Genomic DNA, 13,025 nt, shown 5'->3' on the forward strand with positions numbered 1-13,025 from the left:
CAGTTGTAACCGACGGAGGACACCCTGACGTCACGACCGGCGGTACTGATTCGCTTCGCCTTCGCCGCCCTCACCGTCGTGTCCCTGGTGTTGGGCTATCTCGGCCTGGCGGAGTACCTCGCGGCAAGCACCACCTTCGCCCACCGCCCGATCGATCTCGTCTACTACGACCTGCAGCTGTTCGTGATCAACTCGGGTCCGGTCACCAACGGGGGCCCGTATCCGTGGCCGCTGGAGATCAGCCGGTTCCTCACCCCGGCCGTCACCGCCTACGCCGTGCTGGAGGCCGCGAGGCTGCTGTTCGCCAGCGAGATCGCCCGGCAGCGCGCACGCCGCCGCTCCCGGCACATCGTGGTGTGCGGTGATTCCGACGCGGCGAAGACCCTCGCCGCTCGGCTCACCGACGACGGCCACCGTGTGGTCACCGTGCCGAGCGCGCGCACACCGAGGGTGCTGACCGAGGTGGGGCTGGCCAGGGCCGCCCGGCTGTACGCGTGCGCCGACGAGACTCCGGCCAACATCGCCACGGTACTGGCCGCGAGCCAGGTACCGCGCAAGGCGCACGCGCCGCTCCAGGTCCACGCCCACGTCGCGGATCCCGAACTCGGCGACACGCTGCGCGGCGGGCGCTGGCGGGAGGGGATGGAGGTCGACTTCTTCTCGCTGGAAGGGGTCGCGGCCAAGAAGGTGCTGGCCACCGAACAGCCCGACGGGGAGCGCCTGGTGGTCATCGGGCTGAGCGCGTTCGGCCGCGCCCTGCTGCTCGAACTCGGCCGCCGGGCGGCCCGGGCGCGGCGGGGCCCGGTCCCGGTCACCGTCGTCGACCCGGACGGGAGCGCCGTGGTGGCCGAACTGCGGGCCCGCCACCCGTTCTTCGCCGAGGCCTGCACCGTGACCGTGGCCGGTGTCTACCATCCGGAACCAGGTGTGCACCGTGTTTTCGTTTGCCACGATGACGAGGAAAGGGCGCTACGCGACGGCCTCACCGCCGCCGCCACGGTGGACGCGACCAGGGGAACCGTCATCGTGCGGATGGCTCAGCTGGCCGGCGTGGGTGAGATGATGGTGCAGCACGGTCAGGAAGACCGGTTGAGGTTCGTAGGAGTGCTGGACATGGCGAGCGTGTACCTATCCGAGCGGATCACCGACTCGCTGGCGCGCGCCGTGCACCGGCGTTACCTGCGAGACCAGGCCGCGCTGGGGCAGACCCCCGCGACGAACTCCTCCCTGGTGCCGTGGGAGGACCTGCCGGAGACGCTGCGTGACGCCAACCGTGCGCAGGCGGCGGACATCGAGCGCAAGCTGGCCCTGGTCGGCTGTGCCGCGGTGCCCAGCCTCGAGGAGGTGCCGTTCGTCTTCTCCCCGGAGGAGGTCGAGTTGCTCGCGGTGAGCGAGCACGACCGGTGGATGGCGGAGCGGCAGTCGGACGGCTGGCGCTACGGCGCCGTGCGCGACAATGAGGCGAAGCTGCATCCGGACCTGCGGCCATGGGACGAGCTGGGCGAAGCGGAGCGCCAGAAGGACCGCAACGTCGTGCTGGCGCTGCCGGAGATCCTGGCCGATGCCGGGTTCCGGATCGTGCGGAAGGGTCAGCGCACCCGGTAGAGGCAGGTGCGCCACAGGATCGCGGTGGGCACGCCCGAGGCCAGCGCCGTGCCCAGTGCCATCAGGAAGCCCGAGTGCACCTGGGCGGCCGCCACCAGGATGAACAGGCCGGAGACCATGGAGCAGAGCGCACCGAGGATCGCCAGCACCACAGTGGGGATCCGCATCGGCCGTAGCTCGGCGAGCCGCTGAGCCAGGCGCGGATTCTCCTCGGCGAGCTGCCGCTCGATCTCGGACAGTCGCCGCTGCTCTTCGCCGTGAAGTGCCATCGCCGCACCGCCTCTTGATTCATTATGGTCCCGGCCGGGGGCCGTTGTCACGGCACGGCCGGGACGGCGCCCGGTGTGAAATGCGTTGGTTGTCGGCTAGTTGCTGGCGGTAAGTAGGTAATATTACCCCGAGTTAACACCGTTGCCAGAAAAAAGCGAGGGGATGGGCGCTTCTGGCGGCACCACGAACCGCGTGAGCCGCAGCTCAGGCGGGTGAGGGAGGTACGGACATGAGCGTGAGTCAGAAAGAGCTGGAGGCTACGCCGATCTTCGCCGCGCTGACCGCGGAGATCGACCTCGAGCAGCTCCTCGGCGACGCGATCGAGTCACCCCAGCAGGCTTCTCAGCACGAAGAGTGATTGCCGGATAACAGAAAAGACACGGGGCCGGAGGTGATTTCCGGCCCCGTTCTCATTTCACCACCCGTACCGTCAGGCGTTGCCCTTCCAGTCGACCAGCTGGACGATGACGCCGTTGGGATCGCGGACCTGGAACGCCCGCTCGCCCCACTCTTCGACGGTCAGGGGCAGTGATCGTCACGCCCTCGCGCTGAAGGCGCTCGAGTTCGCCTTCGAGGTCGTCGACGACGAAGGCGAGGATCAGGCCCGCGGCGTGGATGTCCCGCTGGTCGGCGGGCAGGGTCGGCAGCCCGCGGCTCAGGAAGATCACGTTGAGTCCGGCGTCCTCCCTGGCCAGTGACGCGAACCCGTCGGCGGCCATCTGCTCGGTGAAGCCGAAATGGCGGCGCAGGAACCGGCTGGACGCCGCGACGTCGTCGACGTTGAGCGACACGGCGGAAGAGGTGATCCGCATACTACTCCTTTTCTCCGTACTTCGTACAATGTACATAGTACGAAGAAAGGTGCGCAACAATCGGGGCATGGCGACCGAACGGAGCGGTGCCGGTGACCCGGCCCGGACCCTGCACCTGCTGTGGCGGGAGACCACGCCGCCCAAACGCGGACCCCGGCAGGGCCTGAGCATCGACGCGGTCGTCGACGCCGCGACCGCCATCGCCGACGCCGAGGGGCTGGACGCCCTGACCATGCGACGGGTCGCGCAGGCGCTCGGCGTCGCGCCGATGACGCTGTACACCTACGTGCCGGGCAAGGCCGAACTGCTCGACCTCATGCTCGACACCGCCTACCTGCGCATGCGGCGCACCGACACCAGCGGGTGGCCGTGGCGCCGTCGGCTCACCGAGATCGCCGAGGAGAACCGGGAGCTGTATCGCGCGCACCCGTGGGCGGCCGGCGTCTCCACCCTCCGGCCCACCCTGGGACCCGGGCTGATGGGCAAGTACGAGCACGAGTTGTCCGCGTTCGACGGGCTGGGCCTCGACGACGTGACCACGGACGACGCCCTGACCTACCTGCTGTCCTTCGTCCAGTCCTGCGCCCGCGCCGCGGAAGGCGCCCGCGCCGCCCGAAGCGACAGCGCGATGTCGGACCAGCAGTGGTGGCAGGCCAATGAGCCGCTGCTGTCACGGGTTCTCGACGAGAAGGCCTACCCCCGGGCGGCGAGGATCGGCTCGGCCGCGGGCGCGGCTCACGGCAGCGCCCACGACCCGGACCACGCCTACCGGTTCGGACTCGAACGCGTCCTCGACGGGCTCGCGGTGCTGATCACGCCGTGAATCCGGACGCGCCGCCGTCGAACCGGCAGCGCGTGCCCATCTCCCGCATGACCGAGCGGAGCGTGTCCAGTTCGTCCTCGTCCACCGCGTCGGACAGGCCCAGCGCGACCAGCACCCCGAGCAGCCCGCCGCCGGAGTCGAGCACCGGACAGGACACCGCGAGCACGCCCGGCAGGTATTCGCCGCGCGACACCAGCACGCCGCGTTCGGGCAGGCGGGCCACCTCGGCCAGGTACTCGTCCGGTTCGGTGCGCGTGCGCGGCGTCACCTGGCGCAGGCCGTTCGCGAGCAGCCGCCGCCGTTCCGCCTCGTCGGCGAAGGCGAGCACCCACTTCCCGTACGACACGTCGGTGACCGGGAAGCGGTTGCCCACGGACACGTTGATGTGCATGGGATTCCCGCTGTCCTCTTTGGCGACGTACATCAGCCTGTCGCCGGGGACCCGCTGGGCGAAGACGATGGTGTGGCCGGTGCGGCGGGCGCATTCCCGCATCAGCGGCCGGAGCGCGGCCAGGTAGTCGAGGGATTCCTGGGCGCGGGAGCCGAGCACCACGCAGTAGTAGCCGAGGGAGTAGCGCTTGCTGTTCGCGTCGAAGGCGACCAGCCCGTGGGCCTGGAGGGTTTTCAGCACGCGCAGGCAGGTGGTCTTGGACACGTCCAGCGCGCTGGTGATCTCGGACAGCGTGCACGACTGCGTGCGGTAGCGCGTCAGCATCGCCAGCACCCTGGCCGCCGTGTCCACGGAGGGCACGAAGTAGGCGGACTCCGGCTCGGCCACGGGGTTCTCCTGACTCCGATGGGGTCGACAGGCGCGAGGTGGAGCGGTCATACTACCACGGCGTTTCACAACAGAACCCTGGGTTCATATATGAAACAGCTGGAGGTGTCGTGGAGGCTGACGAGTTCCGCGCCGTGCTGGCGGCCGTCCGGGAACTGGTGCGCAAGGAGGTCGTGCCGCAGGAGGCGCTCATCGAGGAGCGTGACGAGATCCCGGCCGCGCTCCGGGAGAAGGCGGCGGCGATGGGCCTGTTCGGCTGGGCCCTTCCCGAGCAGTACGGCGGGCTCGGCCTGTCGATGAGCGAGGACGTGCGGCTCGCCTTCGAGCTCGGCTACACCACGCCCGCCTTCCGCTCGATGTTCGGCACCAACAACGGCATCGCCGGGCAGGTACTCGTCCGCTACGGCACCGAGGAGCAGCGCGCGCGGTGGCTGCCGCGGCTCGCCTCGGGCGAGGTGGTGGCTTCGTTCGCGCTCACCGAGGCGGAGGCGGGATCGGATCCGAGCGGGATGACCACCCGTGCCGTGCGCGACGACGACGGGTACGTCATCAACGGCACCAAGCGGTTCATCACCAACGCGCCGATCGCCGGACTGTTCGTGGTGTTCGCGAGGACCGATCCGGCGGCCACCGGTACCAAGGGGATCTCCGCGCTGCTGGTCGAGGCGGGCACGCCCGGGCTGAGCGTCGGGCCGCGGGACCACAAGATGGGCCAGTCGGGTGCCTGGACCGCCGAGGTCTCCTTCCAGGACGTGCGCGTACCGGCTTCGGCGCTGGTCGGCGGCGAGGAAGGCACCGGCTTCCACGCCGCGATGGCCTCGCTCGCGCGCGGCCGCCTGCACATCGCCGCGATCTGCGTCGGCATGGCCGAACGCGCGATCGAGGAGATGGTGGGCTACGCCGCCACCGCCCGGCAGGGCGGCCGTCCCATCGGCGACCACCAGCTCGTGCAGGCCCACCTCGCCGAGTCGCACACCGAGTACCTGGCCGGTCGCGCGCTGGTCCTCGACGCCGCGGCCCGGTACGACAGCGGGGAGGACACCAAGATCGGACCGTCGTCCGCGAAGCTGTTCTGCAGCGAGATGGTGAACCGCGTGACCGACCGGGCCGTGCAGGTGCACGGCGGGTCCGGCTACATCCGCGGCGTCACCGCCGAACGCCTGTACCGGGACGCGCGCCTGTTCCGGATCTACGAGGGCACCAGCGAGGTGCAGAAGCTGGTCATCGCCCGCCAGCTGCTGCGGGACGCTCGATGACCGGTGAGCTGCCGCTGACCGGCGTGACAGTGGTGAGCCTGGAACAGGCGGTGGCCGCGCCGATGGCCACCCGCCACCTGGCCGACCAGGGCGCCCGTGTGATCAAGATCGAGCGGGTCGACGGCGGGGACTTCGCGCGCGACTACGACAGCGCGGTCAAGGGCCTCGGTTCGCACTTCTTCTGGCTCAACCGCGGCAAGGAGTCCGTCGCGCTCGACCTGAAGACCGGCGAGGGGCGCGAGCTGCTGCGACAGCTCATCGCCCGCGCCGACGTGTTCGTGCAGAACCTCGCTCCGGGCGCGGCGGCACGGCTCGGGCTCGATGCCGGGACGCTGCGTGCCGAGCGGCCCGAACTGATCGTGGTGGACATGTCCGGATACGGCTCCTCCGGCCCGTATCGGGACCGGCGCGCCTACGACCTGCTGGTGCAGAGCGAAACCGGACTCGTGTCGATCACCGGGACGCCCGAGGCGGCGGCCAAGACGGGCATCCCGACGGCCGACATCGCCGCCGGGATGTACGTCTACTCCGGGGTGCTGGCGGCCCTGTTCCGGCGCGAGCGCACGGGCGCGGGGGCGCATCTGGAGGTGTCCATGTTCGACGCGCTCACCGAATGGATGGGGCACCCGCTGTACCTGACCGCCCACACCGGGCGGAACCCGCCGCGCGCGGGGCTGAGCCATCCGGTGATCGCGCCGTACGACGCCTACCCCACCGCGGACGGACCCGACGTGCTGATCGGCATCCAGAACGACCGGGGCTGGGTGCGCCTGGTGACCGAGGTGCTGGACCGGCCGGAACTGGCCGCCGATCCGGATTTCGCGACGAACGCCGCGCGGGTACGCAACCGGGAACGGGTCGACGAGCTGGTCGCCGAAGGCACCAGGAAGCTGCCCGGGGACGAACTCGTGCGCAGGCTCGACGCGGCCGGTATCGCGTCGGCCCGGCTGAACTCCGTGCGGGACCTGCTCGCGCATCCGCAGCTCACCGAGCGGGACAGGTGGCGCGAGGTGTCCACCCCGGTGGGCCCCGTCCCGGCACTGCTGCCCCCGGTGCTGTTCTCCGACGTGGAAGCCCGGATGGGCGCGGTCCCGGCGCTGGGTGCGCACACCCGCGGCGTGCTGGCCGAACTGGGGCTGAGCGCGGAGAGGATCGACGAGCTGGCCGGGCAGGGCGTGCTCGCGTTCGGTGTTGTTGATGAGGAGGGCGAAGGGTGAATCTGCTGGCGGGCCGGTCCGTGGTGGTGACCGGTGGGGCGCAGGGAATCGGCAGGGCGATCGCGGAGAAGGCGATAGAGCACGGAGCCAGGGTGGTGCTCGGGGACCTCGATCTCGACGCCGCGCGCGCCTGCGCGGACGAACTGGGCGGGCCGGGCAAGGCCGTCGCCGTCCGGTGCGACGTGACCAAGCCCGACGAGGTGGAGGCGCTGGTCGCGCGCTGCGTGGACGAGTACGGCGCCATCGACGTGATGGTGAACAACGCCGGGATCACCCGGGACGCGACCATGCGGAAGATGACGCTCGACGCCTTCCGCGAGGTGCTCGACGTGCACCTCACCGGAACCTGGCTCGGCACCCGGTTCGCGTCGCTGGTCATGCGCGAGCAGGGCCGCGGGGCCATCGTGAACATTTCCTCGATCTCGGGCAAGGTCGGCAACATCGGCCAGACCAACTACAGCGCGGCGAAGGCGGGGATCGTGGGGCTGACCAAGGCCGCCGCGAAGGAGGTCGCGCACGCGGGGGTGCGGGTCAACGCCGTGCAGCCCGGGCTGATCCGCACCGCGATGACCGAGGCGATGCGGCAGGACGTGTGGGACGCCAAACTCGCCGAGATCCCGATGGGACGGGCGGGGGAACCGCACGAGGTCGCGGACGTGGTGGTGTTCCTCGCCTCGGACATGGCGAGCTACCTCACCGGCGTGACCATCGAAATCACCGGCGGGCGGTACATGTGACCGGCCATCGACAGTACACAAAGGACGATCAGCATGCGTGACGCGGTGATCTGCAGCCCGCTTCGGACGGCCGTCGGCCGGTTCGGTGGCGCCTTCAAGGACGTGCCGGCCCAGCGGCTCGGCGCGGCCGTGGTCCGGGCCATCCTGGACCGCACCGGCCTGCCCGCCGAGGCCGTCGACGACGTCCTGCTCGGCAACTGCTACCCGAGCATGGACGCACCCGCGATCGGCCGGGTGGTGGCGCTCGACGCCGGGCTGCCGGTGGAGACCGGCGGCCTCCAGCTGGACCGCCGCTGCGGCTCCGGGCTGCAGGCGGTGATCAACGCGGCGATGCAGGTGCAGACCGGCGCGAGCGACGTGGTGCTGGCCGGCGGGGTGGAGAGCATGAGCCGCGCGCCGATGTACAGCACCGAGGGGCGCTGGGGCGTGCGCGGTGCCGGGCTGATGCTGCACGACAGCCTCGCGCGCGGACGGGTCACCGCGGGCGGGCAGGACTACCCGGTGCCCGGCGGCATGCTGGAAACGGCGGAGAACCTGCGCCGCGAGTACCGCATCCCGCGCGAGGAACAGGACGAGCTGGCGCTCGCCTCGCACCAGCGCGCCGCGAAGGCCCAGGCCGCCGGGGTGTTCGCGGAGGAGATCGTCCCGGTGACCGTGCCGGGCCGCCGGGGCGAGGTGGTCGTCGACACCGACGAGCACGTGCGACCGGACACCACGCTGGAGGGGCTGGCGAAGCTGCGCCCCGTGATGCTCGCCGACGACCAGGAGGCCACGGTCACCGCGGGCAATTCCAGTGGGCAGAACGACGGTGCCGCGGTCTGCGTGGTGACTACGCCCGAGCGGGCGGCCGAACTGGGCCTGACCCCGCTGGCGCGCCTGGTGAGCTGGGGCGTCGCGGGCGTCCCGCCCCGCACCATGGGCATCGGCCCGGTGCCCGCCACACGGCGGGCGCTGGACCGGGCCGGGCTCCGGCTGTCCGATGTGGACCTGATCGAGCTGAACGAGGCGTTCGCCGCGCAGGTCCTCGCGTGCACACGGGAGTGGGGCTTCACCGAGGCCGATTTCGAGCGCCTCAACGTGCACGGGTCCGGGATCTCGCTCGGCCACCCGGTCGGCGCGACCGGCGGCCGCATCCTCGCGACACTGCTGCGTGAACTGCACCGGCGCGACGCCCGGTACGGCCTGGAAACCATGTGCATCGGAGGCGGCCAAGGCCTCGCCGCCGTCTTCGAACGCCTCTAACCCCCCGGCTCCCGCCTCCGGCTCCGGCGAGGGCCGTGCGGGGTCCCCTCACGGTCGTAACGGCTGTGAGGGGACCCCGCACGGCTGCGTGCGCCGGGCGGGTGCGCTTACGAGTCGAAGGAGCCGTGGCGGCCGGCGCCGGTGGCGAAGCGGGTCGCACCGGCGACGGTGTCGGAGGCCAGGGAGACCAGGCCGTGCTCGAACTCGTTGGCCAGGGCCCGTTCCTCGTCAAGGCCGTGCTGTTCCAGCACCGATGCCCGGTCCTGCCGCAGGCAGGTCTGGGGGAACGCGGCGATCTGCCCGGCCAGTTCCCGTGCCGCGACGAGGGCCTGCCCGGCCGGGACGACGCGGTTGGCCAGCCCGATCCGCAGTGCCTCTTCGGCGTCCACCGCCCGCCCGGTGAGGATGAGGTCCATTGCCCGACTCTCGCCGATGAGCCGCGGCAACCGCACCGTGCCGCCGTCGATGAGGGGCACCCCCCAGCGGCGGCAGAACACGCCGAACACCGCGGTTTCCTCGGCCACGCGCAGATCCGCCCACAGTGCGAGTTCGAGCCCGCCTGCCACCGCATGGCCGCTGACGGCGGCGATGACGGGTTTGGACAGCCGCATCCGGGTGGGGCCCATCGGCCCGTCGCCGGTCCGTGCGGTGCGGTTGGGCCTGCCCTCGCTGATCGCGGTCAGGTCGGCACCGGAGCAGAACGTGCCGCCGGTCCCGTACAGCACGGCGACCGCCGCCTCCTCGTCCTGCTCGAAGGCGCGGAACGCCTCGGCGAGCGCCTCGGCCGTGGCGCGGTCGACGGCGTTGCGGCGTTCCGGACGGTCGATGCCGATGGTGGTGACCGGTCCGTGCCGGTCGACGAGCACGGTGCTCATGATTCCTCCCCGTCCGTGTTCGTCCACAGTGGATCGCGCAGTGCCCGGCGCAGGATCTTGCCCACCGGTGACTTCGGGATCGCGTCGACGATGTGCACCCGCTTGGGCACCTTGTACCCGGCCAGTGCCGCGCGAACGCTGTCCCGCAGTTCCTCCGGGGAGGCCGAAGCGCCGGGCCGGAGTGCGACGAACGCGGTGACCGCCTCGACCCAGGTCGGGTCGGGTGCGCCCACGACCGCGCATTCGGCGACGGCCGGATGCGCGGCGAGCGCGTCCTCGACCTCGCGGGGGTAGACGTTGTAGCCGCCGGTCACGATCATGTCGCTGGCCCGGTCGACCAGGTACAGGTAGCCGCGCTCGTCGCGGCGGGCCAGGTCTCGGGTGCGCAGCCAGCCGTCCCCGGCCAGTGTCTCCGCATCGAGTTCCGGCGCGTTGTAGTACCCGGCCATGGTGAACGGCGCGCGCACCCGGATCTCCCCGATCTCGCCCGGCGGCACCGGGTTGCCCGCCGGATCGGTGAGCGCGATTTCCGCGTCCACCGCCGGATGTCCGCACGAGCCCAGCAGCGCGCCGCCCTCGGCGTGGTCGGCCTTGGGCAGGACGGTCTGGCACAGCGGGGCTTCGGTCTGGCCGTAGTACTGCACGAACCGGTGGCCGAGCCGGTCGATCCCCTGTTCCAGGATCGGCCTCGGCATCGGACTGGCCCCGTACACGATGGTGTCCAACGTGGACAGATCGGCACGGTCCAGTACCCCGGTCGACAGCAGCATGCCGAGCATGGTGGGCACCACGTTCACCGCCGTCACCCGGTGCCGGTCGATCGCATCCACATAGGACTGTGGTTCGAAGCCGGGCAGCACGACCGCCCTGGCGCCACGGATCCAGTAGGGCAGCACGAAGGTGCCGCTGGCGTGGATGAGGGAAGCGGCGTGCAGCATGGCGTCGTCCGGGCCCGGCGAGACCAGGTTCGCCAGGATGTTCGCGACGATCGCGGCGTAGCTCGCCTGCGTGTGCTGGGCCGCCTTGAGTTTTCCGGTCGTGCCCGAGGTGTAGAGCGCCAGCATGACGTCGTCGGGCGACACCGGGATCATCGGATCCGCGCCGCTCGCCGCCTCGGCCTCCACCAGGAGGTCGACATCGACGGCGCGCTGCTTCTCGCCCAGTCCGGCCAGGCGGAGCCCGTCCAGTTCGGCCGCGAGAGCGACCGCCCGCTCGGTCAGTTCGGCGCTGTGGACGAGGACGCGGGCGCCGGTTTCGTCCAGCATCCTTGCCTGTTCGGGCACGGACAGCCGCGCGTTGAGCGGGACGCGGGTCAGCCCGGCCTTGAGGCAGGCGAAGTCCAGCGGGATCGACCAGCCGCCGTTGTCCACCAGCAGCCCGACCCTGGCGCCCGGGCGCAGGTCCAGGCCGAGCAGTGCGTTGGCGAGCCGGTTGGCCCGGTCGTCCACCTCCGCGTAGGTGTACTCCCGATCGCCGACCACCACGGCCACCCGGGTCGAGAATCGCCGGGCACCCCGTCGCACCAGTTCCGCCGCGAGCATGGCCGAAGAATTTCACAGTCCATTTGGACTGTCAATTGCTCGCTTCGTACGCTGATCCCGTGTCCACGACCCGGCGGGAGCAGCGCGAGAGAACCCGGCAGCACCTTCTCGACACGACGGTGCGCTGCCTCGTCGAGTACGGCTATTCCGGCACCACCACCCACCGCGTCCAGGAGCGCGCGCAGGTGTCGCGGGGCGCGCTGCTGCACCACTTCGCCTCCCGTGCCGAGTTGTTCGCCGCCGCGATCCAGTACATCGCCGAGGAACAGCTCGAACGGTTCCGCGTCGCGGTGGCCGGGGCGGATTCGCTGCGCCACCTGGTCACCGAACTGCGCAAGGCGATGTCCGGTCCGCTCTTCCTGGCCGGACTCGAACTGTGGATGACCGCGCGCACCGATCCGGTCCTGCGGGCGGCGCTGCTCCCTGCCGAGCGGCGACTCGGCAGGGAGCTCCGGCAGGCCTACTTCGCCGTGGTGAAGCGGGATGACGCCGAGACCCGGACCGCCTTCGAGGCCCTGCTCATGCTGCTCAGGGGCTTGGCGTTGACCAGCGTGCTGCGCGAAAACCCCGAGGTGGCGGACGCGGTGGTCGAGCAGTGGCTCACGCGGATGGCGCCGGAGGAGTCCGCCTGAGCGGGAAGGCATGCCGCCGGGCGCCCAGTACCACGGCCAGTACCGGGATCAGCAGGACGAGCACGCTCCACGGGAACGACGCCGGGCCGGTGAGGTCCAGGAGCACGCCGCCGATCACCCCGCCGCCCGCCATCGACGCGTTCCATAGCGTGACGAGCATGGCCTGCGCGGTGTCCGCCGCCTCGCCGCCCGCGACCCCGGCCGCGGTCTGCAGCAGTGTCGGCACCCCGCCCCAACCGAGTCCCCACAGCGTCACCGCGACGTACACCAGCGGGCGGCTCTCGCTGGTCACGGCGAGGATCGCGGCCGCGACGGCGACTCCGACGGTGGCGGCGATGGTCAGTTTCCGCGGGAGGCGGTCGATCCACGCGCCGACGATCGCGATGCTGGCCAGTGAGGCCGCACCGAAGACCAGCAGCACGAGGTCGATGGCGCTGCCCATGCCCAGCCGGGCGAGGAAGGTGGCCAGGTAGGTGTAGAGGATCGTGTGGGCCAGCACGAAGGCGAGGGTGACGAACAGGATCGGTGCCACCCCGGGTACGCCGAGTGTGGCCAGGATCGGGATCCGGCCCTCCCGTCGCTGGCCGGGCTGATCCGGGACCAGCGCGACGATCCAGCCGAGGAGGATCACCGCGAGCACGGACATCACCGAGAAGGTGACCCGCCAGCCCACTGCCGCGCCGAGGAAGGTGCCCGCGGGCACGCCCAGCGACAGGGCGAGCGGGATACCGGCCATCACGATCGCGATCGCCTTGCCCTGCAGTGGTTCCGGTGCCAGGCGGCGGGCGTAGCCGGCGAGCAGTGCCCACACCACGCCCGCCGCGACCCCGGCCACGAACCGGGCGGCCATGGTCACCGGATAGGAGGCCGACAGGGCCGTGGCGGTGTTGGCCACGGCGAATCCGGCGACCCCGGCCAGCAGGAGGCGTTTGCGCCGCCAGTGCGCGGTCACCGCGGTCAGCGGGATCGCCGAGAGCGCGGTACCGGCCGCGTAGATCGTCACCGCCTGTCCCATCGCGGATTCGCCGACGCCGAGGTCGGTGCTCATGGCCGGGAGGACGCCCGCGGGCAGCGCCTCGGTGAGCACGGTGATGAAGGCCGCGGTGGCCAGCGCCGTCAGCGCGGGCAGCGGCATCCGGGTGCTGGGGGAATCGGAAAGCCGTGTGCCGAGTTCTTGCATGGCGATATGCTCAAACCTTCACATTGATGTGAAGGTCAAGCCGGCCGGTTGTGAGGT

General features: G+C 71.1%; 14 protein-coding genes. 8 read left to right on the plus strand and 6 right to left on the minus strand.

Going from position 1 to position 13,025, the window contains the following annotated elements; all coding sequences use genetic code 11:
* Positions 1–78: 78 nt before the first annotated feature.
* Positions 79–1,605, plus strand: a complete 1,527-nt coding sequence (locus ORV05_RS34225; RefSeq protein WP_268756002.1) for a RyR domain-containing protein — start codon at positions 79–81, stop codon at positions 1,603–1,605.
* Here the strand turns inward: ORV05_RS34225 and ORV05_RS34230 are convergent.
* Positions 1,590–1,874, minus strand: a complete 285-nt coding sequence (locus tag ORV05_RS34230) for a DUF3040 domain-containing protein (RefSeq protein WP_268756003.1) — start codon at positions 1,872–1,874, stop codon at positions 1,590–1,592. The genes ORV05_RS34225 and ORV05_RS34230 overlap by 16 nt on opposite strands.
* Before the next feature lie 230 nt (positions 1,875–2,104).
* On the opposite strand from ORV05_RS34230, the gene ORV05_RS34235 reads away from it, so the two are divergent.
* Positions 2,105–2,233: a hypothetical protein gene (locus ORV05_RS34235; RefSeq protein ID WP_268756004.1), complete on the plus strand. Its 129-nt coding sequence runs from the start codon at positions 2,105–2,107 to the stop codon at positions 2,231–2,233.
* A gap of 52 nt (positions 2,234–2,285) precedes the next feature.
* Here the strand turns inward: ORV05_RS34235 and ORV05_RS34240 are convergent, their stop codons facing one another.
* Complete coding sequence (locus ORV05_RS34240; protein ID WP_268756005.1) at positions 2,286–2,687, minus strand: VOC family protein; 402 nt, start codon at positions 2,685–2,687, stop codon at positions 2,286–2,288.
* Positions 2,688–2,754: 67 nt separating this feature from the next.
* On the opposite strand from ORV05_RS34240, the gene ORV05_RS34245 reads away from it, so the two are divergent.
* Positions 2,755–3,510 carry a TetR/AcrR family transcriptional regulator gene (locus ORV05_RS34245; protein ID WP_268756006.1) on the plus strand — a complete coding sequence of 252 codons (756 nt, stop codon included), beginning with the start codon at positions 2,755–2,757 and terminating at the stop codon, positions 3,508–3,510.
* Here ORV05_RS34245 and ORV05_RS34250 read toward each other — a convergent pair.
* The gene (locus ORV05_RS34250; RefSeq protein ID WP_268756007.1) at positions 3,500–4,288 is read right to left on the minus strand and encodes an IclR family transcriptional regulator; all 789 of its coding nucleotides are present in this window, start codon (positions 4,286–4,288) and stop codon (positions 3,500–3,502) included. The two genes, ORV05_RS34245 and ORV05_RS34250, sit on opposite strands and share 11 nt — an antisense overlap.
* A 110-nt stretch (positions 4,289–4,398) precedes the next feature.
* Here ORV05_RS34250 and ORV05_RS34255 point away from each other — a divergent pair, with 110 nt between their 5' ends.
* From ORV05_RS34255 to ORV05_RS34270, 4 genes are read left to right on the plus strand one after another with little or no spacing between them, the layout of a single operon-like run.
* Positions 4,399–5,544 (plus strand): acyl-CoA dehydrogenase family protein, encoded by a 1,146-nt coding sequence (locus tag ORV05_RS34255; RefSeq protein WP_268756008.1) that lies wholly within the window; start codon positions 4,399–4,401, stop codon positions 5,542–5,544.
* Positions 5,541–6,761 (plus strand): CaiB/BaiF CoA transferase family protein, encoded by a 1,221-nt coding sequence (locus ORV05_RS34260; protein WP_268756009.1) that lies wholly within the window; start codon positions 5,541–5,543, stop codon positions 6,759–6,761. The genes ORV05_RS34255 and ORV05_RS34260 overlap by 4 nt, the downstream gene beginning before the upstream one ends.
* Positions 6,758–7,498 carry a 3-oxoacyl-ACP reductase FabG gene (gene fabG / locus ORV05_RS34265; RefSeq protein WP_268756010.1) on the plus strand — a complete coding sequence of 247 codons (741 nt, stop codon included), beginning with the start codon at positions 6,758–6,760 and terminating at the stop codon, positions 7,496–7,498. Before ORV05_RS34260 ends, fabG begins: the two co-directional genes overlap by 4 nt.
* A gap of 33 nt (positions 7,499–7,531) precedes the next feature.
* On the plus strand, positions 7,532–8,740 hold the full coding sequence (locus ORV05_RS34270) for an acetyl-CoA C-acetyltransferase (protein ID WP_268756011.1): 1,209 nt from the start codon (positions 7,532–7,534) through the stop codon (positions 8,738–8,740).
* 107 nt (positions 8,741–8,847) lie between these two features.
* Here the strand turns inward: ORV05_RS34270 and ORV05_RS34275 are convergent, their stop codons facing one another.
* Together ORV05_RS34275 and ORV05_RS34280 are read right to left on the minus strand one after the other, a co-directional pair.
* Positions 8,848–9,615 carry a crotonase/enoyl-CoA hydratase family protein gene (locus ORV05_RS34275; protein WP_268756012.1) on the minus strand — a complete coding sequence of 256 codons (768 nt, stop codon included), beginning with the start codon at positions 9,613–9,615 and terminating at the stop codon, positions 8,848–8,850.
* Entirely contained in the window at positions 9,612–11,156 is a 1,545-nt protein-coding gene (locus ORV05_RS34280; RefSeq protein ID WP_268756013.1) for a class I adenylate-forming enzyme family protein, read from the minus strand. The genes ORV05_RS34275 and ORV05_RS34280 overlap by 4 nt, the downstream gene beginning before the upstream one ends.
* Positions 11,157–11,215: 59 nt before the next feature.
* Between ORV05_RS34280 and ORV05_RS34285 the strand changes: the two genes are divergently transcribed.
* Positions 11,216–11,788 carry a TetR/AcrR family transcriptional regulator gene (locus tag ORV05_RS34285; RefSeq protein WP_268756014.1) on the plus strand — a complete coding sequence of 191 codons (573 nt, stop codon included), beginning with the start codon at positions 11,216–11,218 and terminating at the stop codon, positions 11,786–11,788.
* Here the strand turns inward: ORV05_RS34285 and ORV05_RS34290 are convergent.
* Positions 11,757–12,968, minus strand: coding sequence for an MFS transporter (locus tag ORV05_RS34290; protein ID WP_268756015.1), 1,212 nt, complete (start codon positions 12,966–12,968; stop codon positions 11,757–11,759). The two genes, ORV05_RS34285 and ORV05_RS34290, sit on opposite strands and share 32 nt — an antisense overlap.
* Positions 12,969–13,025 lie beyond the last annotated feature (57 nt).

This window comes from Amycolatopsis cynarae, from assembly GCF_026802195.1.
Taxonomy (GTDB): domain Bacteria; phylum Actinomycetota; class Actinomycetes; order Mycobacteriales; family Pseudonocardiaceae; genus Amycolatopsis_E; species Amycolatopsis_E rhizosphaerae.

Excerpts from the sequence above, each read along its gene's own strand:
- ORV05_RS34230 (WP_268756003.1), bottom strand. The coding sequence starts at position 1,874 with ATGGCACTTCACGGCGAAGAGCAGCGGCGACTGTCCGAGATCGAGCGG.
- ORV05_RS34235 (WP_268756004.1), top strand. The coding sequence starts at position 2,105 with ATGAGCGTGAGTCAGAAAGAGCTGGAGGCTACGCCGATCTTCGCCGCG.
- ORV05_RS34240 (WP_268756005.1), bottom strand. The coding sequence starts at position 2,687 with ATGCGGATCACCTCTTCCGCCGTGTCGCTCAACGTCGACGACGTCGCG.
- ORV05_RS34245 (WP_268756006.1), top strand. The coding sequence starts at position 2,755 with ATGGCGACCGAACGGAGCGGTGCCGGTGACCCGGCCCGGACCCTGCAC.
- ORV05_RS34260 (WP_268756009.1), top strand. The coding sequence starts at position 5,541 with ATGACCGGTGAGCTGCCGCTGACCGGCGTGACAGTGGTGAGCCTGGAA.
- ORV05_RS34270 (WP_268756011.1), top strand. The coding sequence starts at position 7,532 with ATGCGTGACGCGGTGATCTGCAGCCCGCTTCGGACGGCCGTCGGCCGG.
- ORV05_RS34275 (WP_268756012.1), bottom strand. The coding sequence starts at position 9,615 with ATGAGCACCGTGCTCGTCGACCGGCACGGACCGGTCACCACCATCGGC.
- ORV05_RS34280 (WP_268756013.1), bottom strand. The coding sequence starts at position 11,156 with ATGCTCGCGGCGGAACTGGTGCGACGGGGTGCCCGGCGATTCTCGACC.
- ORV05_RS34290 (WP_268756015.1), bottom strand. The coding sequence starts at position 12,968 with ATGCAAGAACTCGGCACACGGCTTTCCGATTCCCCCAGCACCCGGATG.